Source organism: Candidatus Vagococcus giribetii (genome assembly GCF_017316185.1).
Lineage (GTDB): Bacteria > Bacillota > Bacilli > Lactobacillales > Vagococcaceae > Vagococcus > Vagococcus giribetii.
Genome location: NZ_JAFLVX010000014.1, coordinates 56,516 through 82,362 on the forward strand (window position 1 = coordinate 56,516; position 25,847 = coordinate 82,362).

Sequence of the window (25,847 nt, forward strand, 5' to 3'; positions counted from 1 at the left end):
TGATGAATAGAGAAGAAAAGAAAAAGAAAGTACTAGACATGCTTAAAGATCAAGTTATTACACAAGCGCAAGCGTTAGATTTACTTGAATTAATTGCCCATGAAACAACGGAAAAGAAAACAAGTGAACCAGAGCCATTAGCAAGAGAAGTAGAAATAACACCACCTAATCTACCCTTTGATTTCTTTGGGCAAAGTGACTATCGTTTTTCTTTTTCTGAACCAGTTCGCAAAAGTCAAATAGCTGAACTAAGAGTTATCGGGAAAAATAGTCAAATTAATGTGATGACCCATCAAAAATCAACGATTGATATTAAGGGATGGTACAAAGCGACAAGAAACAATAATCCAATGATTACCTTTGTGGAACAAGACAATGTTTATGTGCTTAATTACAATGTTCATGGTGTGAAGCATTTAGGTTGTGATATTTATGTTCCAGAGGAAATGCTTGGACTGATTTATATTGAAAATAGTAATGCACCTGTTGATTTGAGAGGGATAGAAGCAAAAGAAATTGGTGTCTTGACTAAGAATGCACCTATTTCAATAAGAGGTTGTATTAGTGAGCGTTTGATTGCAGCGACTAAAAATAGCGATGTGACAGTCAAACAAGTTCAAAGTAAGGTGTTAGATGTGACGACTACTAACGCTAAGATTGTTGTTAATGATACGTTTGCTTTTGAGGGAGAGTTTAAAACATCGAATGCGATGATTTTCTTACAAGACAGTGGCATTACTAAAAGTTACTATGAAACTAAAAATGCTAATTTATGGATTGATTTAACCACGATTGATTTAAGAGGAAGATACGAAATAGAAGGTCGCACAACAAATGCTAATATAGAAGTGCTATTACCTGATCAACAAGATGTGTCTTATCAAATTAGTGGAGCCACTAAACGTGGAGCGATTATAACAGATAGAAGTGACTTGAGAATTCGAGCAAGAGACAAAGGATATCTTGTTGCAAAAACTTATGACTATGACACGTCACCTTCTTCAGTTAATTTAAATCTTCAGACCACGAATGCCAATATTAAAATAACTGAAACTTTTTATTAAAAAGCACCCTATTTTTTGACTTAACAAACGTGTAAAAATATGCTATCCTCAATAGGTTGAGAGATAAGAGGTGAATATAATGAGAAAAAACAAACCTGTTGAGGTAGAGATTAGAGAAGAAGAAATCTTAAAAGACGGTGAAAAAATAGCGTGCCATCAATTGTTTATTGGTAAAAAGATGATTGGTGAAGTAATCGCAATGGAAGATGCTAAATTTGAAGTGAAAGCTGATGATAGTTTAGTTGGTTATACAAAAACAATGGATGAAGGCTATGAAGAAGTTTTAAGAAATTGGAATTTACATAATTAATTTCAAAAAGTTCTTGCTTTTTTATAACAAATTATGTATGATTATGAAGTCGGGTTTTTAACACGACTAGCTGGAGGGGTAGCGAAGTGGCTAAACGCGGCGGACTGTAAATCCGCTCCTTCGGGTTCGGCAGTTCGAATCTGCCCCCCTCCATTTTTTATTGGGCTATAGCCAAGCGGTAAGGCAACGGACTTTGACTCCGTCACTCGTTGGTTCGAATCCAGCTAGCCCAGTCATCAAAGCTAACTATTAAGTTAGCTTTTTTATTTTATAAAAGAAAGGAAGTTATCTTGATGGATTTAACAAATAAGCTAAAAGAACAATATATGAATTACCGTGATATATTAAAAGCAAATGATGTTGTAGGAAATGTCAAAGAAACAGTCCCTTTTATAAGTGTTGAGACAAGTAAGAATCATCAAAAAGAAAATAGCCGTAAATGGCAAGCCAAGCTCTATTAATAAAAAAGCAAGTCTAGACTTGCTTTTTTATTTGACAATATCAATTCCTAAAACTGTTAGATGTCCGTTTCCAACTAGTTTGATGACTAATCTTGCCATGTGGCTAGGAGAAAAGTCTGAATCAGTTGTGACCCACCAATGAACAGTTCCCATAAAGATAGAAGTCATATACTCAATAATGAAACTCATAGGGACTTCTATATCGTTTTCTGTAATTTTTAATTTGGAGAAGGTATCTTGATACATATCTGTTAGGACATGTGATATTTTTTTTCGAAATATTTCACTAGAACTACCTTCAGTTAGAATGATGAAGAATCCTTGTTGCTCTTTGATCATGGTGAATACACGAGTTAAGGTTTTTTCAATGGAGTGTAAGTTTACCAACTGATCATTATTTAGTTGGCTAGCATCTAAAATATGGATGAGGTTTTCAATGGCAAATTCCATAATGTAATCATAAAGGTCTGGTTTGTCTTTGAAATGAGCGTAAAAAGTCGCCCGATTAATCATGGCCTCATTGGCGATATCTTGAATAGTAACAGCTTCATATCCTTTTTGACTAACTAGCTGTAAAAAGGACTCAATAATCATTTTTTTTGTGCGGATGACGCGTATGTCTTTTTTTTTCATATTTTTCTCCTTTAATAAACAACAAATGAGATTAGTTTGTTGCTTAAATCACAAATAAGTCTCGATTGATGATTGAAATTATTTCAAACAAGCATAAGATATACTATATAGTATATCAAACACTTTGTAAGATAATCAACAAGGTGTTGAATTAAATTCAATTAAGGGCTGATAAATAAATGGTATTAAGAATTGGAATTGATGTCGGATCAACAACTGTCAAATGTGTTGTGCTTAACGATGAAAATAAGGTACTTTTCTCAACCTATCAGCGTCATTACTCAGATATTAAACAAGCAACTATTAATGTGTTAACAGATATCCAGAGTGAGCTGGGGAAAAATAATAAATATAAATTAGTGATGACAGGCTCAGGTGGTATGGGACTTTCTGAGTTATTAGATGTGGCTTTTGTGCAAGAAGTGATTGCAGGAACAAAGGCAGTAGAAACGCTAATCCCTGAAACAAATGTGGCTATCGAGTTAGGCGGAGAAGACGCTAAAATTACTTTCTTTGAAGGCTCTCTTGAACAACGGATGAATGGGAGTTGTGCTGGCGGGACAGGTGCTTTTATAGATCAGATGACAAGCCTATTAGAGACAGATGCCAATGGTTTGAATGAACTAGCAAAATCTCATCAACGAATTTATCCAATAGCCTCTCGTTGTGGTGTTTTTGCTAAAACGGATATTCAACCACTAATAAATGAGGGTGCAAGAAGAGAAGATATTGCTGCAAGTGTATTTCAAGCTGTCGTCAACCAAACAATAGCTGGTTTAGCTTCTGGTAGAAAAATCAAAGGGAAAGTGGCGTTTTTAGGTGGACCGCTTTTCTTCATGAGTGAACTCAGACAACGATTTATTAAAACACTTGAATTAGAAGAGGATCAAGTGATTTTTCCTAGTCAACCTCAATTATTTGTTGCTCTAGGAGCTGCCTTGTCAGTTAACCAAGAACAACCGATTTTGTTAGCTGATTTAATTGATGGTTTAGCCTTTTCAACAAAAGAGTCTTTAGGTATGGAAGATTGTTTACCTCCTTTATTCAAAGATGAGGAAGAGTTGCTTGCTTTTAGAAATCGTCATAACCAAAAAGATGTTAACACGCAAGCATTCTCTAGTTATGAAGGCCCTGTTTTTATTGGAATTGATGCGGGTTCAACGACCACAAAAGTAGTTGTTATTGGAGATGAGTCTCAACTGTTATTTAGCCATTATGGTAATAATGAAGGTCGACCTTTAGAAACAACGATTGAGGTATTAAATCGAATCTATCAAGAGTTTCCTACTGATTGTTATGTCGCTAAAACAGCTGTGACAGGTTACGGTGAGCATTTGATAAAACACGCTTTAAAGGTAGATATTGGAGAAGTGGAAACAGTAGCTCATTACAAAGCTGCGAATTTCTTCGCCCCTGGTGTTGATTTTATTTTGGATATTGGTGGCCAAGATATGAAGGCGATGACCATTGAATCAGGTGCATTGTCGTCCATTCAATTGAATGAAGCTTGTTCTTCAGGATGTGGTTCATTTTTAGAGACATTTGCTAAAAGCTTGAATTACTCGATTGAAGACTTTGCTAAAGCTGCCGTAGCTTCACCAACGCCTGTGGATTTAGGATCTCGCTGTACAGTTTTTATGAATTCAAAAGTACGACAAGTTCAAAAAGAAGGAGCAACTCCAGGAGATATATCAGCAGGATTAGCTTATTCTGTCATTAAAAATGCTTTATATAAAGTTATTAAAATGAAACAATCTGAAGAATTAGGAGATGTGATTGTCTGTCAGGGTGGGACTTTTTACAATGAGTCTGTTTTGCGAGCTTTTGAGTTGATTAGTGAGCGAGAAGTGGTTCGGCCAAGTATTTCAGGCTTAATGGGAGCTTTTGGAGCTGCCTTGATTGCTTGTGAGGAGTATAGTTTAGATGATGCTTTGAGTAGTTTACTTAGTTTGAAAGAGATGGACGAACTAACTTCAGAAAAATCATTCTCTGTTTGTGGTTTATGTGAGAATAATTGCCAATTGACAGTGACTATATTTTCAGATGGTCGTGAATTTGTGACTGGAAATCGTTGTGAACGTGGAACGAGAAAGAAAGAGAAAAAGGGGCCTCGTTATGAGAATTTAGTGGACTATAAATACCGACGCTTATTCAAATATCGAGCGTTAAAGGATGATCAGGTTAAATACGGCACCTTAGGTATTCCACGGGTGTTGAACATGTATGAAAATTATCCCCTATGGCATACTGTTTTTTCTGATTTAGGCTTTAAAGTAGTCTTATCACCAAAATCTGATAAAGAATTGTATGAAAAAGGGATTGAGACAATCCCAAGTGATACTGTGTGTTATCCAGCTAAACTGGTTCATGGTCATATTGAGTCCTTGATTCAAGATAAGGTGGATGTCATCTTTTACCCAGGCGTGGTTTATGAGCGAATTGAAGATATAAAGGCAGACAATCATTTTAACTGCCCGATTATTCAAAGTTATTCTGATGTGATTAAAAATAATATGGACGCGATTCGAGAAGGAAAAGTCGATTACCGAAATCCTTATCTTAATTTGGCAGATGAAGAATCTGTTATTAAGCAACTTCAAATAGCTTTTTCTGACTATAGTTTTTCTCATGAAGAAATGAAAGAAGCTGTTTTACATGGCTTTAAGGAACTTGATAAGTACAAAGCAGACTTACAAAAACGTGGCGAAAAATTACTTGAGAAGCTCCACCAAAACAATCAAAAAGCAATTGTCCTCTCAGGAAGACCGTACCATGTGGATCCAGAAATCAATCACGGTATTGCCAATATTATTACGCAAGAAGGATTCCATGTCTTAACAGAAGATAGTATTTCTCATCTTGGAGATGTGGAGAATTTACGTGTGGTGAATCAATGGGTTTATCATTCTCGTCTATACGCGGCTGCTAAAGTTGTGGCAAAAATGCCTAATCTTGAGTTAGTTCAACTTAATTCTTTTGGTTGTGGTTTAGATGCAGTGACAACAGACCAAGTAGAAGAAATTATGGCTCAGTATGGCCGTCTATACACGGTTTTAAAAATTGATGAGGGATCAAATTTAGGGGCCGTTCGAATTAGGTTACGATCATTAAAAGCAGCGATTAAAGAAAGAGAAAAAGCTCAAGTCGTTCCGAAAAAGAAATTTGAAGAGCCAAGTAAAGTTGTATTTACTAAAGATATGCGAAAAACACATACCTTACTTCTGCCTATGCTAAGTCCAATTCATCAAAAGGGCTTAGTCGATGTCGCATTACGAGCTAGTGGCTATAATGTTGTGTGTCTTCCAAGTGAAGATAAGGAGGCTATCGATGTAGGGCTTAAGTATGTGAATAATGACGCGTGTTATCCAGCGATTATTTCAATTGGTCAGTTGATTGAAGCGCTGCAATCAGGTCAATATGATGTGGAGAATACGAGCGTTATGCTAACACAAACAGGTGGCGGGTGTCGTGCCACTAATTACATTCCTCTACTAAGGAAAGCTTTAACAGATGCGGGTTTTCCTGATGTGCCAGTTGTCTCAATTTCTCTTGGTAACCAAGGAGTTGAATCAAATCCAGGCTTTAAAATGAGTTTGCCTTTAATGAAACGTGTGGCAGTTGCCTTTTTATATGGGGATCTTTTTGAAAAAGTTGTCTACCGAACCAGACCCTATGAAGTAGAATCAGGAGCTGTTAATCGACTACATGATAAATGGTTAGAAACAGTTAAGTTAAGTGTTGAGAAAGGTTCTTTCAAGCAATTCAAAAAGAATATGAAACAGATTGTTCGTGAGTTTGATACTATTCCTCTTAATCAAGAGGTTAAACCAAAAGTAGGTGTTGTAGGAGAGATTTTAGTCAAGTATTCACCTACAGCCAATAATGATATTGTAGCTATTCTTGAGAGAGAAGGAGCCGAAGCGGTGGTACCAGGTATTATTGGCTTTATGAATTATTCTCTGTACAATTCTATTTGGAAATATAATCATTTAGGATTTAGCAAAAAATCGAAATGGGTGGCTCAGTTTGCAATTAAGTTAATTGAACAGTGTGAAAAGCCGATGAATGAAGCGTTTAAACAATCTCAACGATTTACACCCATTACCGCCATTGAGGCTTTAGCTGAAGAAGCGAGTCAAATTTTATCGATTGGTAATCACACAGGGGAAGGCTGGTTTTTAACAGGAGAGATGATTGATTTACTCAATCACGATGTGCCTAATATTATTTGTATGCAGCCCTTTGGTTGTTTACCAAATCATGTTGTTGGAAAAGGCGTGATGAAAGAGTTAAGACATCGCTATCCGATGGCCAATATAACGGCAGTTGATTATGATCCTGGAGTCTCCGTTGTGAATCAACTTAACCGAATTCGTTTGATGTTAGCTACGGCTGAAAAGAATTTACAACAAACTGTACAGATTGACTAAAAATGGAAGAATATCAGAAAATAAGTTGTATCCTTTGTCTATACCAGTTATAATGTGATATAGAATTAAGAGAGGAAAGTGGTTGAATATGGTCTCTAAACTACCTGTGTATTTAAGAATTCATGATCAAATTAAAACGGAGATTGAAGAAGGCAAGTGGCATGTAGGTGACCGTCTACCATCTGAAAGAGAATTATCTGAAAAGTTCAATGTTAGTCGAATGACATTAAGACAAGCCATTCAAACTTTGGCTGACGAAGGAATTCTTGAGAGAAAGATTGGTTCAGGAACTTATGTCGCTAGAAAAAAAGTTCAAGAAACCATGATTGGTACAACTAGTTTTTCTGATATTATAAAGGAACAAGGTGGTACACCTTCAAGTAAAACTATTTCTTATTTTGTGACAAAGCCAAGTTCAAGTGAAATGGAAAAATTGCAATTAACTGAAAAAGAAGACATCTTAAAAATGGAACGTATTCGTTACGCAGATGATGTACCAATTTGCTTTGAGGTGGCAAGTATTCCTTATAAATTAGTTTCTGATTTTGAAAAAGAAGAAATTACGACGTCGTTATACCACGTGTTAGGTAAAAAAGGACCTTCACCAATTGGTAAATCAACACAACAGATTTCAGCTGTTGTGTCGTCTGAAAAAATTGCTCATTTCCTTGATATAAAAAGAGGCGAAGCTATTTTAAGATTAAGCCAAATATCTTATTTTGAAGATGGCACACCTTTTGAATATGTAAGAAGCCAATATGTAGGTGAGCGCTTTGAGTTTTATTTAGAAAAATAAAAAAACAAAAGGACTATGACGTAAGAAAACTTATGTCATAGTCCTTTTTAATGAATAGGAATTTCAACGTAATCTGTTTCGCCTAATTCGATGAGACATTGATTGCTAAGGAGATCAATCAGTTGTTGCTCTAGAGAAGAAGTGGCGTCTTCATTAGCCATAATAGTTAAGGTTACTTTATCAGTAAAGTCAGTTTCTTTTAGATGATAATCAGGATTCATTTCTAAAAAGTGAGTGACTTTTCCATGAAGTGGGTAGTCAATAGTTACTATGACTTCTTGTTGCAGCACTCCTTTAACTAAGCCGACGTGTTGAATTGTTTCAGCCACAGCGCTACTGTAGGCTCTAATTAAACCACCTGCACCAAGTTCAGTTCCACCAAAGTAACGGGTAACAACCGCAAGTACGTTGCGAAGTTCTTTTACTTTTAACACTTCTAACATGGGGATTCCTGCCGTACCGCTTGGTTCCCCGTCATCAGTTGAACGTTGGATTTGTTGTGTGTCACCTAAGACATAAGCTACGCAATTATGAGTGGCTTTCCAATGTTCCTTTTTGATGGATTGAATGATTTCTTTTGCTTCATCTTCCGTTTCAATTCGTTTTAAAGTACAGATGAAACGGGATTTTTTTATGACAATTTCAAATTGTCCATCTGATTTTATGGTATAGTATTGAGATAACATAATTAGCCTCCTAGGGTTAGTTGATTTGTGTTAAATAAAGAAGAGGTGTCACAAGTGAAAAGAAAAATATTATTATGGTTAAGCTTACTGTCATTACTATTCCTAGTAAGTTGTAGCAACGAAACAACTAAAAAAGAAAAGAAAGCAACTGATCCAGAAAGTGCTCTTATGTATACTTTTTCAATTGATCAACATGACTACCGTTTTCGTTTACTAGATGGTTGGATTAAATACCCAAATGAGGATGATAGTATTGCTTTTCTTGTTGGGAATAAAGATATTAAGTCTTTCATGACTGCTGGTTTTGAAGAGAATCATTCATCATTAGATGCTTATAAGGATTCTTTCGTGAAAAAGCTAGAAGAAGGACAAGCTATTATTCTAGAAGAACCTAAAAAAGAAACGATTAACAAGTTAGATTGCTATACGTTAAGCTTTACCATGAAAGATGCTAAGGATCGTCCCTTAATTTACAAAACACATTTGATTGAAACAAAAGATTATTTTGTAAATTTAGCTGCTTGGACAAGTCAAGAAAAACCAAGTAAAGAAGTACTAGATGAATTAGAAACAATGTTAGGAACATTTGAGTTACTAAAATAAAAAATAAAAGGTCCGACAGAGAAGGTCATTCTTATGTCGGGCCTTTTTTATAAATGATTCGTTAACCAATCATAGATATCATTCATCACATCATCTTTTTCAACTTCATTTAAAATTTCGTGACGTAAATCATGGTAAAGTCTTAACGTCACATCTGAAAAGAAATGATCGTTTAAATCCACAGCTACTTTTCTTGGGATTTTACCGTAATTACCAACGGGGTCTTTTTCCCCACTAACAATTAAAATAGGTAAGTCTGGTCGAATAGTTTTGAACCAATTTTTTTGAGTTGCCCCATCGATTAGACTGATTAGAGTAAAAAAGCCATTATTTGTAAAGACAAATCCGCATTTTGGATCCTGATCATAAGCTACTACATTATCTTCGTTTTTAGATAACCAAGCATTTGATGAGCCGGGTTGCTTAATTTTTTTATTAAAGCTACTAAAGGATAAATGATGAAAAGCAGAATTTACTACTTTTGGACTAATGGTATTAAGTCCCTTTAGTAGACGCTTAGTCATCTGGACTTCTTCGCGTTTACCACCAGTTCCCATTAAGACAGCACCATCAACCATAGTTGAATGAGATTTCAAATAATTTCTTAAAACAAATGAGCCCATGCTATGCCCTAAAATAAATAAGGGAATGTGTGGGTATCTTTTTTTGATGTAGTTAGTAATTTGGAATGTGTCTTCAACTAAAATTTCTGCACTCTCACCTTTAGCAAAATAACCATATTGAGGGGATTCTATGTCTACAGAGTCTCCGTGTCCTAGGTGATCATGTCCAACAACTAAAATATTATTTTGATTTAAAAATGTCGCAAATTCATCGTATCTTTCGATGTATTCTGCCATACCATGAATGATTTGAAGGATGGCTTTGGGTGCTTTGTTACTTTCAGGTTGCCAAATAACACCATTCAAATCTGTTTTCTCGTCCATTGATTCGATAACAAAATATTTTTTCATCTGTTACATCCTTTCTCTTCAAGTTAGCTATAGTCCATTATAGTCTATTTCTAAAAAACAAAAAAGAGTTCCGCGTATTTTTTATTTGAAGAGGTGATTTATGGGGATAGAAGAGTACCTTAAAGGGAGAAAATTACTAAAAGAAGAAATTCCGCAGATGTATCACGACGCATTAGAGTCTTCAAACATCAAGAAACAAAAAGGAATGATCGTATCAGGTAATCAAGTGATTTGTCAGAGGTGTTTGAGTAAATCAACGACATCACAGTCTTGTATCAGTCAAAAGAAGCATTCCTTCTATTATTGTGATCAATGTATTTTATTGGGCAGGATTGAGAGTCGTAAAACACTGTATTCAATGAAAGAGAAAAAAAGAAAACCTAGAGCAGTTGTTTTTTCCTGGGAAGGAACATTAACCAAGAGCCAGAAACAACTCTCTTGTTGTTTGTTAAAAGCTTATAAAAAGCATCAACACTTTTTAGTCCATGCAGTAACTGGAGCTGGTAAAACAGAGATGCTTTTTCCACTTATTCATTATGCGTTAAAACAGGGAAGTCGAGTCGCTGTGGTGTCTCCAAGAGTTGATGTATGTCTAGAACTTTTCCCTCGTTTTCAAGAAGCTTTTAATCAAGAAGAGATGGTTCTTCTATATGGTAAACAAAATGAGCCTTATTGTTATACAAGCTTTGTCGTGGCGACTACTCATCAATTGTTAAGGTTTGAAGAAGCTTTTGATTTAATTGTGGTTGATGAGGTAGATGCGTTTCCTTACGCCGGTAATCAAATGCTAGAAAACGGGGTAAAGAAAGCCTTGAAAAAAAGGAGTGTTCTTGTTTACTTAACAGCAACACCTAGCCAAAATTTGTTGCAACAAGTTGAGAAAAAAGAACTGATGACGGAATCTCTGTCTAAACGTTACCATCAACATTCGTTGCCAGTTCCTGTGTGTTACTTTGATTTTTTCCTTAAGAAGAAATTGTCAAAAGGCAAACTCCCAAAGGTACTAGAGTCATTATTAAGAGAGCAAAAAAGACAGTGTCTCATTTTTTTGCCAAATATCGAGAGAATGAAAAGGTGTTTTAAGTTAATGTCACAACAGTTTCCAGAGAAAAAAATTGCTTATGTTCATGCAAGTAAAGAAGACCGAGAAGAGTTGATTTTATCTATGAGAAAAGGGGAGATTGATTGGCTTCTTTGCACGACTATCCTTGAAAGAGGTGTGACTTTTCCTAATATAGATGTCATTGTTCTTGAAGCTGAGCATCCGGTATTTAATACAGCCAGTCTAGTTCAAATAGCAGGACGCGTGGGGAGAAAAGCTGATTACCCAACAGGACAAGTGTCTTTTATTCATCAAGGTAAAACACGTCATATGAATCAAGCTATTAAACAAATCAATGAGATGAATCAGAAAGCAGGGTTTAAATGAAGTGTGGTTTTTGTCATAGTCCATTAACAAAAGAAGTTTCTTTGTCTCAGTTATTGAGGTTTAGCCCAGTTGTCTTTAATGAGTATTGTCTAAGTTGTTCTAAAGAATTATCTAGGTTAAATAAAGAAGTTTTTCACTGTCAATATTGTCAAAAAGAGTTAGCAGTTGATTCAAACATTTGTGATGATTGTCATGACTGGGAGAAGCAACTAAAAACATTTTCATTAAAACATGATTACTTATTTTCTTATAATGAAAAAATGAAAGCTTATTTTCAACACTATAAATTTTTAGGAGATATTCATTTAAGTCGTGTTTTTGCTTCAGATATTCAAGAAGGATTAAGGAGTTATCAACAAGCAGGTTTTATAATTGTTCCAATTCCATTATCTAAGAAAAAACTAAGAAAAAGAGGCTTTAATCAAGTTGAGAGGCTTTTAATGAGTAGTGATATTCCATTTACTTCAATGATGTCTAAGAAAGAGACCTTAGTTTCTCAATCTGAAAAATCAAAAGAAGAGCGCTTAGCTTCAAAACAACCTTTTTTTATTTCAAACAAAGCAAAAAGAAAGATAAAGGGACAGAAAATACTATTAATTGATGATGTTTATACGACAGGAAGAACTATACTGCATGCTTATGATTGTCTTTTACCTTACAAACCTAAAGAAATACGGTCATTTTCTCTTTCAAGATAAAATATGAAGCGTTTTTTTACCAAACTGAATTGTCATTTGTCTATTAGTTAGTTATAATAGTAGTAAGAAGAGAGAGGTAAGAGAGTGGTCCTTCTATTCTTTCTCTTTGAGTGATAGACGAAAGGGGTAATTAGTATGTTTAGATATAATGTACGCGGAGAAAACATTGAGGTTACTCAAGCCATTAGAGAATACGTTGAGAAAAAAATTGGGAAATTAGAAAGATATTTTACTAACGTTCCAGAATCAACAGCTCACGTTAATTTAAAGGTTTACTCAGACAAAACAGCTAAAGTAGAAGTAACAATTCCATTACCATACTTAGTGTTGAGAGCTGAGGAAACATCTCCAGATCTATATGCTAGTATTGACTTAGTAGTAGATAAATTAGAGAGACAAATCAGAAAATACAAAACTAAAATTAATCGTAAATCTAGAGAAACAAATCTAGATCAAGCGACAGCTGCTGCGATTTTTAATACAGAAAATGTAGAAGTTCATGAAGAACCTGATTTAGAAATCGTAAGAACTAAACGTCTGTCATTAAAACCTATGGATAGTGAAGAAGCTGTATTACAAATGAACATGTTAGGACATAATTTCTTTATCTTTGAAGATGCAGAAACAAATGGAACAAGCATTGTTTACCGTCGTAAAGATGGCAAATACGGTTTAATCGAAACAAATTAATCAAGAAAAGAGCATGTGGTAAGCCACATGCTCTTTTTTATCGCCCTTTTCTAGCTAAAAGAGTTTTATTTTGTGGCAACTAATGATAAAATATGTGAGATGAACTCATTTATTTTTTTTGAACAATAAATAATGATAATTGATATCAAATGATTATATATAAGGAGTAGATTTCATTCATGGCAAATTTTTTGAAACAATTAATTGAAAATGATAAAAAAGATTTAAAACGTTTGGAAGCTTTAGCTGGAAAAGTTGAAGTATTAAAGGACCAGATGGAGTCGTTAAGTGACGAAGCTTTAAAGGCAAAAACAGAAGAATTTAAAGCGCGTTACCAAAAAGGTGAAACATTAGATGATTTATTACCAGAGTCGTTTGCAGTTGTTCGTGAAGCAGCCAAACGTGTATTAGGACTATTCCCATACAAAGTACAAATTATGGGTGGTATCGTCTTACATGAAGGTAGTATTCCTGAAATGAAAACAGGGGAAGGTAAAACATTAACAGCGACTATGCCTGTTTATTTAAATGCCTTATCTGGAGAAGGTGTACACGTTGTAACGGTTAATGAGTACTTAGCAACACGTGATGCGAGTGAAATGGGTGAGTTATATAACTTCTTAGGTTTAACAGTTGGTTTAAACATCAACTCAAAATCATCAGAAGAAAAACGTTTAGCTTATGCATGTGATATTACTTATTCAACTAATAATGAATTAGGTTTTGACTACTTAAGAGATAACATGGTTGTTTACCGTGAACAAATGGTACAACGTCCATTAAACTTTGCTGTTGTTGATGAGGTTGACTCAATCTTAATCGATGAGGCAAGAACACCGTTGATTATTTCTGGTCAGGCTGAAAAATCAACAGCTATGTATAACCGTACAGATAACTTTATTAAAACATTAGTTAATGAAGAAGATTACAAAATTGATGTGCAATCAAAAACAATCGCTTTAACAGAAGAAGGTATTTCAAAAGCTGAAAAACATTTTGATGTAGCTAACCTTTATGATATTGAAAACACATCGTTAACTCACTATTTAGATCAATCATTAAGAGCTAACTACATCATGTTATTAGATATTGATTATGTGGTTCAAGATGGCAAAGTAATGATCGTTGACCAATTTACAGGTCGTATCATGGACGGACGTCGTTATTCTGATGGTCTTCACCAAGCTATTGAAGCTAAAGAAGGCGTTGAAATCGAAGATGAAACGAAAACAATGGCTAACATTACCTTCCAAAACTACTTCCGTATGTACAAAAAATTGTCAGGTATGACAGGTACTGCGAAAACAGAGGAAGAAGAATTTAGAGAAATTTATAACATGCAAGTTATTCAAATTCCTACAAACCAACCAATTATTCGTGATGACAAAGCAGATTTACTATACCCAACATTAACAAGTAAATTTAAGGCTGTTGTTGCGGATATTAAAGAACGTCATGAAAAAGGACAACCTGTCTTAGTTGGTACTGTAGCCGTTGAAACATCAGAATTAATTTCTGAGATGTTAACAAAAGCAAAAGTACCTCATGAAGTGTTAAACGCAAAAAATCACTTTAAAGAAGCTGAAATTATCATGAACGCTGGTCAAAAAGGCGCAGTTACTATTGCAACAAACATGGCTGGTCGTGGTACGGATATTCGTTTAGGTTTAGGCGTTATTGAAGCAGGTGGATTAGCTGTTATTGGTACAGAACGTCACGAATCAAGACGTATTGATAATCAGTTACGTGGACGATCAGGACGTCAAGGAGACCCTGGAGTTACACAATTCTACTTATCATTAGAAGATGAATTAATGAAACGTTTTGGTTCAGAGCGTATTAAAGTATTCTTGGATCGTATGAACCTTGAAGAAGAAGATGCGGTTATCCAAAGTAAAATGTTTACTAAGCAAGTTGAATCAGCACAAAAACGTGTTGAAGGTAACAACTACGATACACGTAAAAATGTGTTACAATATGACGATGTGATGCGTGAACAACGTGAAGTTATCTATCGTCAACGTAACCAAGTTATTACATCTGATTCAGATTTAGAAGCTGTTTTATTAGGTATGGTGGAAAGAACGATTAACCGTTATGTAGAAAGCCATACACAAGGTGAAAAAGCTGATTGGAATTTACAAGGCTTAGTTGATTTCGTTGGAGCAACGATTACTCATGAAGACGCTATTTCTTTAGCTGATTTTGAAGGTAAGACACCAGAAGAAATGAAGAGCTTTATTCTTGGAAAAGCAAAAGAACTTTACCAAGAAAAAGTAGAAATTCTTGATAGCCCTGAACAATTATTAGAATTCCAAAAAGTGGTTATTTTAAGAGTTGTTGATACAAAATGGACAGATCATATTGATGCAATGGATCAATTAAGAGAATCAATTGGTTTACGTGCATATGGTCAAAATAACCCATTAGTAGATTATCAAACAGAAGGTTACCAAATGTTTAACGACATGGTTGGTGCGATTGAATATGAAGTAACTCGTTTATTCATGAAAGCTGAAATCCGTCAAAATGTTCAACGTGAACAAGTGGCTCAAGGAGAAGCAGTTCAACCAACTGAAGAACAAGGTGTTGTTTCTTCTGATAGTAAGAAAATGCCTATCAGAGTCGAAGAAAAAGTTGGCCGTAATGACTTATGTCCATGTGGTAGCGGTAAAAAATATAAAAACTGTCACGGTAAGCCAGTTTAAAGCGAGTGCGACTTAGAAATTCTGAGTCGCTTTGCTTATTTCTAGGAGGTCTTTTTATGGAATTATATGAAATTAAAACAAATTTAGAACAACTAGCTGAAAAGATAACTAATTTTAGGGGGTCTCTTTGACTTAGATGAGTTAGAAGAGCAAATAGCAGAAGCTGAGTCAATGATGGAGGATCCTGATTTTTGGAACGATTCTCAAAAAGCTCAAAGCACAATTGATCGATCTAATCAGTTAAAAGCACAATATGATACCTTTAATGATTTAGCAACAGGATTAGAAGATCTAGTTTTAATGGTAGAGATGCTTGATGAAGAACCTGATGAGGATATGTTTAAAGAGCTAGTTGATAACTATAAAAGTTATCAGTCTAAAGTAGATGAGTTTGAGTTGTCACAGCTACTCAGTGATGAATATGATCATAACAATGCTATTTTGGAATTTCATCCAGGTGCAGGAGGCACGGAATCTCAGGATTGGGGCAGCATGCTTTTAAGAATGTATACAAGATGGGCTGATTCAAAAGGCTTTCAAGTGGAGACAATTGATTATCAAGCTGGAGATGAAGCTGGCATTAAAAGTGTGACGCTATTGATTAAGGGATTTAATGCCTTTGGTTATCTAAAATCAGAACGAGGGGTTCATCGTCTAGTTAGAATTTCACCTTTTGATTCAAATTCAAGAAGACATACTTCTTTTTGTTCCATTGATGTGATGCCAGAACTATCAGATGATGTGTCCATTGATATTAAATCAGACGATTTGAAAGTTGATACCTACCGAGCAAGTGGAGCTGGAGGTCAGCATGTCAATAAAACTGATTCAGCCGTTCGAATCACTCATATTCCAAGTGGTGTGGTTGTTGCTTCTCAAGCACAACGTTCACAACTTAAAAATAGAGAACAAGCCATGAGTATGTTGAAAGCAAAACTCTATCAAATTGAGATGGAGAAAAAAGAGCAAGAAGCTGCTAGTATTCGCGGGGAGCAAATGGAAATTGGTTGGGGATCTCAAATCAGATCTTATGTTTTCCATCCATACTCTATGGTAAAAGATCACCGAACAAATTACGAAGTTGGAAATACTCAGTCTGTTATGGACGGAGATATAGATGGGTTTATTGATGCCTACTTAAGATGGAAAATGTCAAACGTATAACAACTCTAGCCAATAGTCATGTTTTGAAATAGAATTGTAATGTAATGAAATTAACATCAAGACAATCTCATGTTATACTGTTTTTGAGATGTGAGGTTATTTAGTTAATATAAAAATAAGTGGGGAGAATACTCATGATTGAAATGAAGAAAGTTACCAAAAAGTATTCTAATGGAACAACTGCCGTTAGAAATTTATCTGTCAATATAAATCAAGGAGAATTTGTTTACGTTGTAGGCCCTAGTGGTGCTGGTAAATCAACGTTTATCAAGTTAATGTATCGTGAAGAAAAAGCGACTAAGGGAAGTTTAAATGTATGTGGTTATGATTTATTAACCATCAAAAATCGTAACGTCCCTTATTTACGTCGTGAAATTGGTATTGTGTTCCAGGATTATAAACTGCTATCTCAAAAAACAGTTTATGAAAATGTAGCTTATGCTATGCAAGTTATTGGAAAAAAACCAAGAGAAGTTAAAAAACGCGTTCTAGAAGTATTAGACTTAGTAGGACTAAAACACAAAGTTAGAGTGTTTCCAGATGAATTGTCAGGTGGGGAGCAACAACGTGTTGCAATTGCTAGAGCAATTGTTAATACACCTAAAGTACTCATCGCTGACGAACCAACAGGAAACTTAGACCCTGAAAACTCATGGGAAATCATGGATTTACTTGAACGAATCAATAATCAAGGTACAACCATTGTTATGGCCACTCATAATAGTATGATAGTAAACGAAATCCGTCATCGTGTCTTGGCAATTGAAAATGGTCGAATTACACGAGATCAAGATGAGGGGGATTACGGATACGATGATTAGAAATTTTTTCAGACATATAGGTAGTGCATTAAAAAACTTAAAACGAAATGGTTGGATGACGCTGGCATCTGTCAGTGCTGTAACAGTAACCTTGACATTAGTAGGTATTTTCCTAGGTGTCATTTTAAACGTTGCTAAAATAGCAGAAGATATTAACAACAGTGTAGATGTATCGGTCTTTGTTGATATCGGTACTAATGAAAAAGATACGAAAGCATTAGGAGAAGAATTAAATAAAATTCCTAATGTTGAAAAAGTAATCTTTTCAAGTAAACAAAATGAGTATAAAAAATTAACAGATAAGTTAGGAGATACTTGGAAGTTATTTGATGGAGATGATAATCCATTATATGATGTGTATATTTTGACTGCTAAAGACTCTGATTCAATTAAAGGCATTCAAAAAGCAGCATCAGGCTTAAAAAATGTTCATAAGGCAGACTACGGTGGCCAAAACTCAGATAAGATTTTAGCGATTTCTAAAAACGTAAGATTATGGGGTTCTATCGGAGCGGTCTTCTTGATTGCGGTAGCGATTTTCTTAATCTCTAATACAATCCGAATCACAATTATTTCAAGAAAACGCGAAATTCAAATTATGAGACTAGTAGGAGCGAGAAATGGCTTCATTCGTTGGCCATTCTTCCTAGAAGGTGCCTTCATTGGTGTACTAGGATCAATTGTTCCTGTTCTTCTGATTTCATTTGGCTATTCTCAAGTTTATTACTTCTTTACGAAGAGTATGATTGCTTCAGCATCTTATGAACTTGTTTCACCAACCTCATTAGTCCTTCAATTAAATGGGTTATTACTCGTTATTGGAGTTGTAATTGGATCTTTCGGTTCAGTTCTTTCGATGAGAAGATTCTTGAAGATTTAACGAATGTCTATATATAGTAGAAAAAGGTTAACATTTAGGTTAACCTTTTTTTATTTTGTCTGTTGAGATAAACCAAGAAAATAGTACAATTAAAGTAAGAGGGATTTATATGAGAAAGTGTGGTGAGGGAGATATCAATCAAGAGAATGAAACGTATCATTTGATTAAACATAAGGCAAGTATGTATCTCGTTTTAGTAGGTTTATTTTTTATATTTGATTTTTTGTTAAGTCAGAATAAGCATGCCAGTTTTTTTGAAGAGATAGAGTTTTCAAAGCATCGTCTTATTTACATTTTGATTTTTTTGTTTCTGGCAGCTACTAATTTAATCTATCACTATTTTAGACTTAAAAATCGTAAGGAAAAGATACCCAGTCAAGACTCAGAAGAGTATTATCTTCTATTAGTAAAGGAATATAATCGTTATGAAAGATATGTCCAATTAGCTGAGAAAAAATTGGATATGTTGAAAGAAATTTCGCCTATTATTGTGACTTTTGTGTTTTTACAAGGATTAATAGAAAAAATAATCAGTGTGTCCATTCAAATGGAGTTTAGTGAAATATTTGGTTTTGTTATCGTTTTGTTCTATGTTTTTATGTATATGGAAGCTTGGCATACGTATAAATTAGATAGTCATTATCTATATAAATACAAAGACATGATGTTTGAGTACGAGGAAAAGAAAAAAGATGACACATAAATGTCATCTTTTTTCTTATAAGGGATGATATTTGTCACTAACTCAATGGGGAATATTATTAGTGAGTAGAAACCGTTTATTGTTTATTCGTGCATAGGCACTATTAGCACGCAAGTTGGGGAGCCTGCGTATCAAAAAAATAAAAATAAACTAAGTTTCCACTCAATTATAACACAAGTGTATTATAATGAAAAAGGTATGTTAAAAAAACTCTTATTAATTTCTTAAAAAAATGATTATTGTAAAAAGAATGTAAAAAGACTTGCAATTTTCCCCTCTAAATTATATGTTTAGTTTGGACGAAAAAGTAAATGAGATTATTTTGTAAAATATTGGTAAATTCTAGGAGGTTAACTCGTGAAAAAAGTGTACAAAGCAACGGGACTATTAGCTTTATCTTTAGTATTAGTTAGTTGTGGGAAAGTTGATAATGGTGAATCAATTAATGCAGTAGGATCATCAGCTATGCAACCCTTAGTCGAAGCTGCTGGAGAGCAGTATAGTAGCACAAATGTAGGTAAATTTATTAATGTTCAAGGTGGCGGTAGTGGGACTGGTTTAAGCCAAGTTCAATCTGGCGCAGTGGATATTGGTAATTCAGATTTATTTGCTGAAGAAAAAGAGGGTATTAAAAGTGATGAGCTAGTTGATCATCAAATCGCTGTTGTAGGCTTAACACCAATTGTAAATAAAGAAGTTGGCGTAACAGATATTTCAAAAGAGGATTTAAAGAAAATTTTTACAGGTGAGATTACTAATTGGAAAGAAGTTGGCGGACGTAATCAAAAAATCGTATTAATTAACCGTGCAGCTGGAAGTGGTAGTCGTCATACATTTGAACAATGGGTATTAGATGGGGAGAAACCTAAAAATGCGCAAGAACAAGATTCAACTGGTATGGTTAGACAAATTGTTAGTACAACACCAGGAGCTATTAGTTATGTCTCATTTTCATATGTAACAGATGAAGTGGCTACACTATCAATTGATGGTATTAGTCCAACAGAAGAAAATGTCATGAGAAACAAATGGCCAGTATGGTCTTATGAGCATATGTATACAAAAGGAGAGCCAAAAGGGTTAACCAAAGATTTCCTTGATTACATGTTATCAGAGGACGTACAAAAAGAAATCGTTCCACAATTAGGCTACATTCCAGTTTCACGTATGACTGTGGATAGAGATGTAGAAGGAAATGTAACGCCCAAATAAGGGAAGGGCATAGGAGGAAAAACCTTGGAAGATATTCAGAGTAAGTTGCTAAAAAAATCATCGAAGAAAAAAACAGAGCAATTTGGGAAAAGTATTAGTTTTTTAGCAATAGCTTTAATCGTTGCTGTCGTAGTTGCTATTTTTTATTTTGTTGCTAGTAAAGGACTAGCTACCTTTTTTGTAGATGGTGTTAGTTTAAAAGATTTCTTATTTGGAACAGAATGGAACCCAAGTTCAGTTGATGAAAGTGGACAACCATTAGTAGGAGCCTTACCAATGATTTTAGGTTCTTTTATCGTAACGTTTTTATCTGCTTTAATTGCGACACCTTTTGCAATCGGTGCGGCAGTTTTTATGACAGAAATATCACCTAAATTAGGAACTAAAGTTCTTCAACCAGTTATTGAATTACTTGTAGGTATTCCGTCAGTTGTTTATGGATTTATTGGTCTTTCAGTCATTGTACCTGCTGTAAGAAGTGTTTTTGGTGGTTCTGGATTTGGTATTCTAGCAGGGACATTTGTCTTATTTGTTATGATTTTACCAACAGTGACATCAATGACAGTTGACGCTCTAAAGGCTGTACCAAGACATTACCGTGAAGCGTCTCTAGCTCTTGGAGCAACTAGATGGCAAACAATTTACAAAGTGGTTCTTCGCTCAGCTATCCCAGGAATCTTAACAGCTGTTGTTTTTGGTATGGCAAGAGCCTTTGGTGAAGCCCTAGCGATTCAAATGGTTATTGGTAATGCGTCTCTAATGCCGCATAACTTAATCACACCAGCTTCAACGTTAACAAGTGTGTTAACTATGGGAATTGGTAATACAATTATGGGAACTTTACAAAACAATGTCTTATGGTCATTAGCATTATTACTATTATTAATGTCATTATTCTTCAATATTGTGACACGTTTAATTGGTAGAAAAGGAGCAATGAAATAATGAATGCAAAAAGAGCAGACAAAATAGCCACAGGCGTTCTTTATGGAATTGCTGTGATCATCATTACTATTTTAGCAAGTCTTTTACTTTATATTTTAGGTAGAGGAGTTCCTCATATTAGTTGGGATTTCTTGACGCAACCATCTAAGAGTTTCCAAGCTGGTGGTGGTATTGGTATCCAACTATTCAACTCATTTTATCTACTATTTATTACAATGTTAATTAGTATCCCAATCTCTATTGGAGCAGGTATCTACTTAGCAGAGTACGCCAAAGATAATATGTTAACTAACATTATTAGAACATCAATTGAAGTATTAAGTTCACTTCCTTCTGTTGTTGTTGGTTTGTTTGGGTTTTTAGTGTTTGTTATTCAAGCAGGATTAGGTTTCTCTATTATTTCAGGAGCCCTAGCATTAACATTCTTTAACTTACCACTATTAACAAGAAACGTAGAAGAATCATTAAAAGCTGTTCATTTTACTCAACGTGAAGCAGGGTTAGCTCTAGGTTTATCACGATGGGAAACAGTTATACGGGTAGTTATTCCAGAAGCTTTACCTGGTATTTTAACAGGAATCATTCTTGGAGCAGGTCGTATTTTTGGTGAGGCAGCTGCTTTAATCTATACAGCCGGACAAAGTGCCCCAGCCTTAGATTTCACTAACTGGAACCCAATGAGTATTACAAGCCCATTAAATATTTTTAGACAAGCAGAAACGTTAGCTGTTCATATTTGGAAAATTAATAGTGAAGGTAACATGCCTGATGGCGCTCAAGTATCAGCAGGAGCTTCAGCTGTATTAATTATTGCTGTGTTAATATTCAACTTCTTAGCACGTTTTATCGGTAAGAGATTGCATAAGAAAATTACATCAGCATAGAAGTAGATAAGGGGATTAATCATGAAAAAATATAATCTGGATGAAACACATATTATTCAGTTAAATGAAAACGAGAATAAAATTGCACTGACAACAGATGATCTTCATGTTTGGTATGGTCAAAATGAAGCGATTAAAGGTGTCAGTCTTCAATTTGAAGAAAATAAAATTACGTCATTAATTGGTCCTTCAGGTTGTGGTAAATCAACTTATTTACGTTCTTTAAATAGAATGAATGATGAAATTGATGGCACTAAAATTGAAGGTAAAATCTTTTACGAAAATACAGATATCAATTCTAAAGCAGTTGATGTATACGAAATGAGAAAACACATTGGTATGGTTTTCCAACGTCCGAATCCATTTAGTAAGTCAATTTATGACAATATTACATTTGCATTACGCCGTCATGGCATGAAAGACAAGAAAGAATTAGATGAAATTGTTGAAACAAGCCTTAAACAAGCAGCGCTTTGGGAGCAAGTAAAAGATAACTTAAACAAAAGTGCTTTAGCTTTATCAGGGGGACAACAACAACGCTTATGCATTGCTCGAGCGATTGCAATGAAACCAGATATTTTACTTTTAGATGAGCCTGCTAGTGCGCTAGACCCAATCTCAACAAGTAAAGTAGAGGAAACGTTAATTAACTTAAAAGAAAACTATACGATCATTATTGTGACTCACAACATGCAACAAGCATCCCGTATTAGTGATTACACGGCATTTTTCTATATGGGACAAGTAATGGAGTATGACAAAACAAGAAAAATCTTCACACGACCTAAAATTCAGGCAACTGATGATTATGTGTCTGGACATTTTGGATAAGGAGGAAATACATGTCTATTATAGAATCAAAAGATTTGCATCTTTATTATGGCAAAAATGAAGCGTTAAAAGGAATTACAATGGATTTTGATAAAGGCGGTATTACAGCTCTTATCGGTCCTTCAGGTTGTGGTAAATCAACATTTTTAAGAACACTAAATCGTATGAATGATTTAATTCCTTCTGTGACTATTACGGGAAATGTTAGTTACAATGGAAAAGATATCTATAGCCCTAAAATGGATACAGTGTCACTCAGAAAACAAATCGGTATGGTGTTTCAACAACCTAATCCATTCCCATTTTCTATCTACGAAAATGTTATTTACGGATTAAGATTAGAAGGAAAACATTCAAAAGCTGAGCTAGATCAAGTGGTTGAAGAAAGTCTAAAAGCTGCCGCAGTTTGGGATGATGTGAAAGATAAGCTAAATAAAAGTGCTCTTTCTTTATCTGGTGGACAACAACAACGTGTCTGTATTGCAAGAGTTCTTGCCGTGAAACCAGAAGTTATTTTATTAGATGAGCCAACTAGTGCACTAGATCCTGTATCTAGTGGTAAAATAGAGAATATGTTAGTTGAATTAAAAAACAAATACACAATGATTATGGTAACTCATAATATGCAACAAGCCTCAAGAATTTCGGATAAAACAGCCTTCTTCTTGAGTGGTGATTTAATCGAGTATGACAAAACAAAAAACATCTTCATTAATCCTAAGGAAAAACAAACAGAAGATTATATTACAGGGAAATTTGGTTAAAAGAAGGAGAGATAACGTATGTTAAGAAGCCAATTCGAAGAAGATTTAACAAAAATTCATGATAAATTTGAAAAAATGGGTGAAGATGTTAACGAAGCCATTAGAAAGTCAATTCGTGCTTTTATTGACCATGATAAAAGCTTAGCAAAAGAAGTGATTGCAGATGATGAGCGAATTAATGCTAAAGAGCAAGACTTAGAGAAAAAATGTTTTGAGATGATTGCTCTGCAACAACCCGTTACATTAGATCTCAGAAAAATTGTAACTATTATGAAAGCTAGTTCAGATTTAGAGAGAATGGGAGACCATGCTGTATCTATTGCTAAATCAACTATTCGTGTTAAAGGGAATAAACGTGTATTAGAAATTGAAAATGAAATTTCTGAAATGGCAACACACGTTATGGCAATGGTGAGTGAAGTTCTGATTGCTTATGTTAATACAGACAGTCAACACGCAATTGAAATTGCTTTAAGTGATAAATTAACTAATAAATACTTTAAATCAATCTACTCTCATTCAATTAAAGCGATGCAAGAAAACCCAGAAACAGTTATTGTGGGAGCAGATTATTTACAAGTGGCTGGTTACTTAGAAAGAATCGGTGATTACGTAACAAACATCTGTGAGTGGATTGTGTATCTAACAACAGGGAAAATTGAAGAACTTGATTTGAAAAACTTCGAAGAAAACTAGGTCATATACCTAGTTTTTTTGTTATAATTTGTAATCAAGTTGTAATCTTTTTACCTATGTTTGTATGATATAGTTTATAAGTAATCAAATTAAGCCGAGGTAATGTTAATGAAAATAAAAAAATCAATCGTATTGACTGTAGCAACACTCTCAATAATGGGATTAACATGCCCTGGAGTTGTTCAAGCAGAAAGTATCGATAGTAAAATTGCAAACGAAGAACAAAAGATTAATGACTTAAGTGCTAAGAAAGCAGCATCTGATAGTTCTCTAGCAGACTTAGAAGCAAAAATTAATAGTCTGACTTCTGAAACAGATTCTCTTTTAAAAGAAAAAGCAACCCTTGAAAAAGAAGTTAATCAATTAACAGAAGAAATTAAAGAATTAGAAATCAAAATTGAAAAAAGAAATCAAAAGATTGAAGAGCAAGCAAGATCAACTCAAATCAATCAAGACAAACAAGACTTAGTTAATGTATTGTTAGATTCTGAATCAATTTCTGATGCAATTGGTAGAACTGTAGCCTATTCTAAATTAGTCTCAGCCAACAATGATATCATGGAAGCACAAAAAGAAGATCAAGACAATTTAAATACAAAAAAAGCTAGTGTTGAAGAGAAAGTTCAAGAAGTAACTGAAAAAGCTGCTGTTTTAAAAGAAAAACAAGCTGAGTTAGAAACTTCAAAAATTGCTCAAGTTAAATTAGCTAATGACATTTTGAAAAACTTAGATGACGCTAAAAATAAAAAATCTGAATTTGTTGCTCAAAAAGCAGAAGCAGAACGAATTGCAGCTGAACAAGCTAAAAAAGCTAAAGAAATAGCTGAACAACAAAAAGCAGCTCAACAAGCAGCAGCAGATGCTCAAAAAGCATTTGAAAAAGAGCAAGAAAAAGCAAATGACCAATTAGAAGCAAATGGACCAAGTTCAATCACAAAACCAACTGGAGATAAAGGTGCTAGTGATAACAGTGAATCAAGTTATGCAAGTGGCTTCCAAAGACCATTATCATCATTCACTATTACAAGTACATTTGGACCTCGTCAAGACCCTACAGGTTTTGCTGGAGACTTCCATGATGGTTTAGATATGGCAGCACCAGCTGGAACGCCTATTATGGCATCTAGAGCTGGAACGGTTGTTGAATCAAGTTATCATTATAGTGCAGGTAACCACGTTATTATCCAACATGATAATGGTTATTACACTTATTACATGCATATGAGTCAACCAGGAATCGCAGCAGGTTCAACTGTCTCTGCAGGAGATGTTGTTGGATTAGTTGGAACAACTGGTAGTTCAACTGGTAACCATTTACACTTTGGTATCTCAACTGGACTTTGGAGTGGTTTCATGAACCCAGCTCCATTTATTGGATTATAAGATATAAGACTAGCCTACCTTTAGGTTAGTCTTTTTTTATCCCATCTTAGTAGGTTCTTGAGATATATGCATAAATCCAACT

The 25,847-nt window shown here is 34.6% G+C and carries 24 protein-coding genes and 2 tRNA genes; 23 read left to right on the forward strand and 3 right to left on the reverse strand.

Annotation, left to right across the window (positions count from 1 at the left end; all coding sequences use genetic code 11):
- The first annotated feature begins 2 nt into the window (after window positions 1–2).
- The 5 genes from DOK76_RS04560 to DOK76_RS04580 all read left to right on the forward strand — a co-directional run bounded on the left by DOK76_RS04560 (window position 3) and on the right by DOK76_RS04580 (window position 1,835).
- Window positions 3–1,064, forward strand: coding sequence for a DUF4097 family beta strand repeat-containing protein (locus tag DOK76_RS04560; protein WP_206965294.1), 1,062 nt, complete (start codon window positions 3–5; stop codon window positions 1,062–1,064).
- A gap of 79 nt (window positions 1,065–1,143) precedes the next feature.
- Window positions 1,144–1,374, forward strand: coding sequence for a DUF2969 family protein (locus DOK76_RS04565; protein ID WP_206965295.1), 231 nt, complete (start codon window positions 1,144–1,146; stop codon window positions 1,372–1,374).
- Window positions 1,375–1,446: 72 nt separating this feature from the next.
- Window positions 1,447–1,527: transfer RNA gene (locus tag DOK76_RS04570), tRNA-Tyr, on the forward strand.
- 8 nt (window positions 1,528–1,535) lie between these two features.
- Window positions 1,536–1,607, forward strand: a tRNA-Gln gene (locus DOK76_RS04575).
- A 60-nt stretch (window positions 1,608–1,667) separates the two neighbouring features.
- The gene (locus tag DOK76_RS04580) at window positions 1,668–1,835 is read left to right on the forward strand and encodes a hypothetical protein (RefSeq protein ID WP_206965296.1); all 168 of its coding nucleotides are present in this window, start codon (window positions 1,668–1,670) and stop codon (window positions 1,833–1,835) included.
- Between the two features lie 27 nt (window positions 1,836–1,862).
- Here DOK76_RS04580 and DOK76_RS04585 read toward each other — a convergent pair whose 3' ends face one another.
- Window positions 1,863–2,468 (reverse strand): TetR/AcrR family transcriptional regulator, encoded by a 606-nt coding sequence (locus DOK76_RS04585; RefSeq protein WP_206965297.1) that lies wholly within the window; start codon window positions 2,466–2,468, stop codon window positions 1,863–1,865.
- A gap of 179 nt (window positions 2,469–2,647) precedes the next feature.
- Between DOK76_RS04585 and DOK76_RS04590 the strand changes: the two genes are divergently transcribed.
- Together DOK76_RS04590 and DOK76_RS04595 are read left to right on the forward strand one after the other, a co-directional pair.
- Entirely contained in the window at window positions 2,648–6,898 is a 4,251-nt protein-coding gene (locus tag DOK76_RS04590; protein ID WP_206965298.1) for a 2-hydroxyacyl-CoA dehydratase, read from the forward strand.
- 88 nt (window positions 6,899–6,986) lie between these two features.
- On the forward strand, window positions 6,987–7,694 hold the full coding sequence (locus DOK76_RS04595) for a GntR family transcriptional regulator (RefSeq protein ID WP_206965299.1): 708 nt from the start codon (window positions 6,987–6,989) through the stop codon (window positions 7,692–7,694).
- A gap of 47 nt (window positions 7,695–7,741) precedes the next feature.
- Here the strand turns inward: DOK76_RS04595 and DOK76_RS04600 are convergent, their stop codons facing one another.
- Window positions 7,742–8,380 carry a YigZ family protein gene (locus DOK76_RS04600; RefSeq protein WP_206965300.1) on the reverse strand — a complete coding sequence of 213 codons (639 nt, stop codon included), beginning with the start codon at window positions 8,378–8,380 and terminating at the stop codon, window positions 7,742–7,744.
- 54 nt (window positions 8,381–8,434) lie between these two features.
- Between DOK76_RS04600 and DOK76_RS04605 the strand changes: the two genes are divergently transcribed.
- Window positions 8,435–8,983 (forward strand): hypothetical protein, encoded by a 549-nt coding sequence (locus DOK76_RS04605; protein WP_206965301.1) that lies wholly within the window; start codon window positions 8,435–8,437, stop codon window positions 8,981–8,983.
- 47 nt (window positions 8,984–9,030) lie between these two features.
- Here the strand turns inward: DOK76_RS04605 and DOK76_RS04610 are convergent, their stop codons facing one another.
- Window positions 9,031–9,957: an alpha/beta fold hydrolase gene (locus DOK76_RS04610; RefSeq protein WP_206965302.1), complete on the reverse strand. Its 927-nt coding sequence runs from the start codon at window positions 9,955–9,957 to the stop codon at window positions 9,031–9,033.
- 100 nt (window positions 9,958–10,057) lie between these two features.
- Between DOK76_RS04610 and DOK76_RS04615 the strand changes: the two genes are divergently transcribed.
- The 15 genes from DOK76_RS04615 to DOK76_RS04685 all read left to right on the forward strand — a co-directional run bounded on the left by DOK76_RS04615 (window position 10,058) and on the right by DOK76_RS04685 (window position 25,765).
- The gene (locus DOK76_RS04615; RefSeq protein WP_206965303.1) at window positions 10,058–11,386 is read left to right on the forward strand and encodes an ATP-dependent helicase ComFA; all 1,329 of its coding nucleotides are present in this window, start codon (window positions 10,058–10,060) and stop codon (window positions 11,384–11,386) included.
- A complete protein-coding gene (locus tag DOK76_RS04620) occupies window positions 11,383–12,084 on the forward strand; it encodes a ComF family protein (RefSeq protein ID WP_206965305.1) in 702 nt (233 codons plus the stop codon). The genes DOK76_RS04615 and DOK76_RS04620 overlap by 4 nt, the downstream gene beginning before the upstream one ends.
- A 135-nt stretch (window positions 12,085–12,219) precedes the next feature.
- On the forward strand, window positions 12,220–12,774 hold the full coding sequence (gene hpf, locus DOK76_RS04625; protein ID WP_206965307.1) for a ribosome hibernation-promoting factor, HPF/YfiA family: 555 nt from the start codon (window positions 12,220–12,222) through the stop codon (window positions 12,772–12,774).
- Between the two features lie 179 nt (window positions 12,775–12,953).
- Window positions 12,954–15,482 (forward strand): preprotein translocase subunit SecA, encoded by a 2,529-nt coding sequence (gene secA, locus DOK76_RS04630; RefSeq protein WP_206965308.1) that lies wholly within the window; start codon window positions 12,954–12,956, stop codon window positions 15,480–15,482.
- A gap of 56 nt (window positions 15,483–15,538) precedes the next feature.
- Window positions 15,539–16,646 (forward strand): peptide chain release factor 2 gene (prfB, locus tag DOK76_RS04635; RefSeq protein WP_206965309.1). Its coding sequence is split into 2 segments (ribosomal slippage): window positions 15,539–15,610 and window positions 15,612–16,646, totalling 1,107 coding nucleotides; the frame shifts between segments, so codons are not numbered across the junction.
- A 134-nt stretch (window positions 16,647–16,780) separates the two neighbouring features.
- Entirely contained in the window at window positions 16,781–17,467 is a 687-nt protein-coding gene (gene ftsE / locus DOK76_RS04640) for a cell division ATP-binding protein FtsE (RefSeq protein ID WP_206965310.1), read from the forward strand.
- Window positions 17,460–18,347 (forward strand): permease-like cell division protein FtsX, encoded by an 888-nt coding sequence (ftsX, locus tag DOK76_RS04645; RefSeq protein WP_206965311.1) that lies wholly within the window; start codon window positions 17,460–17,462, stop codon window positions 18,345–18,347. Before ftsE ends, ftsX begins: the two co-directional genes overlap by 8 nt.
- 109 nt (window positions 18,348–18,456) lie before the next feature.
- Entirely contained in the window at window positions 18,457–19,050 is a 594-nt protein-coding gene (locus DOK76_RS04650) for a hypothetical protein (protein ID WP_206965312.1), read from the forward strand.
- Between the two features lie 366 nt (window positions 19,051–19,416).
- Complete coding sequence (locus DOK76_RS04655) at window positions 19,417–20,262, forward strand: phosphate ABC transporter substrate-binding protein PstS family protein (protein WP_370590093.1); 846 nt, start codon at window positions 19,417–19,419, stop codon at window positions 20,260–20,262.
- A gap of 24 nt (window positions 20,263–20,286) precedes the next feature.
- Window positions 20,287–21,207, forward strand: coding sequence for a phosphate ABC transporter permease subunit PstC (pstC, locus tag DOK76_RS04660; protein WP_206965314.1), 921 nt, complete (start codon window positions 20,287–20,289; stop codon window positions 21,205–21,207).
- Window positions 21,207–22,091: a phosphate ABC transporter permease PstA gene (gene pstA / locus DOK76_RS04665; protein ID WP_206965315.1), complete on the forward strand. Its 885-nt coding sequence runs from the start codon at window positions 21,207–21,209 to the stop codon at window positions 22,089–22,091. Before pstC ends, pstA begins: the two co-directional genes overlap by 1 nt.
- A 21-nt stretch (window positions 22,092–22,112) precedes the next feature.
- A complete protein-coding gene (gene pstB / locus DOK76_RS04670) occupies window positions 22,113–22,922 on the forward strand; it encodes a phosphate ABC transporter ATP-binding protein PstB (RefSeq protein ID WP_206965316.1) in 810 nt (269 codons plus the stop codon).
- Between the two features lie 11 nt (window positions 22,923–22,933).
- Window positions 22,934–23,686 (forward strand): phosphate ABC transporter ATP-binding protein PstB, encoded by a 753-nt coding sequence (pstB, locus tag DOK76_RS04675; protein WP_206965317.1) that lies wholly within the window; start codon window positions 22,934–22,936, stop codon window positions 23,684–23,686.
- A gap of 18 nt (window positions 23,687–23,704) precedes the next feature.
- Window positions 23,705–24,382, forward strand: coding sequence for a phosphate signaling complex protein PhoU (gene phoU, locus DOK76_RS04680; protein ID WP_206965318.1), 678 nt, complete (start codon window positions 23,705–23,707; stop codon window positions 24,380–24,382).
- A gap of 108 nt (window positions 24,383–24,490) precedes the next feature.
- Window positions 24,491–25,765 (forward strand): murein hydrolase activator EnvC family protein, encoded by a 1,275-nt coding sequence (locus DOK76_RS04685; RefSeq protein ID WP_206965319.1) that lies wholly within the window; start codon window positions 24,491–24,493, stop codon window positions 25,763–25,765.
- The last annotated feature ends 82 nt before the right edge of the window (window positions 25,766–25,847 follow it).

What these genes read in the sequence shown, in the direction of transcription:
- DOK76_RS04560 (WP_206965294.1), top strand. Translation starts at nt 3, where the DNA reads ATGAATAGAGAAGAAAAGAAAAAGAAAGTACTAGACATGCTTAAAGAT.
- DOK76_RS04565 (WP_206965295.1), top strand. Translation starts at nt 1,144, where the DNA reads ATGAGAAAAAACAAACCTGTTGAGGTAGAGATTAGAGAAGAAGAAATC.
- DOK76_RS04580 (WP_206965296.1), top strand. Translation starts at nt 1,668, where the DNA reads ATGGATTTAACAAATAAGCTAAAAGAACAATATATGAATTACCGTGAT.
- DOK76_RS04585 (WP_206965297.1), bottom strand. Translation starts at nt 2,468, where the DNA reads ATGAAAAAAAAAGACATACGCGTCATCCGCACAAAAAAAATGATTATT.
- DOK76_RS04590 (WP_206965298.1), top strand. Translation starts at nt 2,648, where the DNA reads ATGGTATTAAGAATTGGAATTGATGTCGGATCAACAACTGTCAAATGT.
- DOK76_RS04595 (WP_206965299.1), top strand. Translation starts at nt 6,987, where the DNA reads ATGGTCTCTAAACTACCTGTGTATTTAAGAATTCATGATCAAATTAAA.
- DOK76_RS04600 (WP_206965300.1), bottom strand. Translation starts at nt 8,380, where the DNA reads ATGTTATCTCAATACTATACCATAAAATCAGATGGACAATTTGAAATT.
- DOK76_RS04610 (WP_206965302.1), bottom strand. Translation starts at nt 9,957, where the DNA reads ATGAAAAAATATTTTGTTATCGAATCAATGGACGAGAAAACAGATTTG.
- DOK76_RS04615 (WP_206965303.1), top strand. Translation starts at nt 10,058, where the DNA reads ATGGGGATAGAAGAGTACCTTAAAGGGAGAAAATTACTAAAAGAAGAA.
- DOK76_RS04620 (WP_206965305.1), top strand. Translation starts at nt 11,383, where the DNA reads ATGAAGTGTGGTTTTTGTCATAGTCCATTAACAAAAGAAGTTTCTTTG.
- hpf (WP_206965307.1), top strand. Translation starts at nt 12,220, where the DNA reads ATGTTTAGATATAATGTACGCGGAGAAAACATTGAGGTTACTCAAGCC.
- secA (WP_206965308.1), top strand. Translation starts at nt 12,954, where the DNA reads ATGGCAAATTTTTTGAAACAATTAATTGAAAATGATAAAAAAGATTTA.
- ftsE (WP_206965310.1), top strand. Translation starts at nt 16,781, where the DNA reads ATGATTGAAATGAAGAAAGTTACCAAAAAGTATTCTAATGGAACAACT.
- ftsX (WP_206965311.1), top strand. Translation starts at nt 17,460, where the DNA reads ATGATTAGAAATTTTTTCAGACATATAGGTAGTGCATTAAAAAACTTA.
- DOK76_RS04650 (WP_206965312.1), top strand. Translation starts at nt 18,457, where the DNA reads ATGAGAAAGTGTGGTGAGGGAGATATCAATCAAGAGAATGAAACGTAT.
- pstA (WP_206965315.1), top strand. Translation starts at nt 21,207, where the DNA reads ATGAATGCAAAAAGAGCAGACAAAATAGCCACAGGCGTTCTTTATGGA.
- pstB (WP_206965316.1), top strand. Translation starts at nt 22,113, where the DNA reads ATGAAAAAATATAATCTGGATGAAACACATATTATTCAGTTAAATGAA.
- pstB (WP_206965317.1), top strand. Translation starts at nt 22,934, where the DNA reads ATGTCTATTATAGAATCAAAAGATTTGCATCTTTATTATGGCAAAAAT.
- phoU (WP_206965318.1), top strand. Translation starts at nt 23,705, where the DNA reads ATGTTAAGAAGCCAATTCGAAGAAGATTTAACAAAAATTCATGATAAA.
- DOK76_RS04685 (WP_206965319.1), top strand. Translation starts at nt 24,491, where the DNA reads ATGAAAATAAAAAAATCAATCGTATTGACTGTAGCAACACTCTCAATA.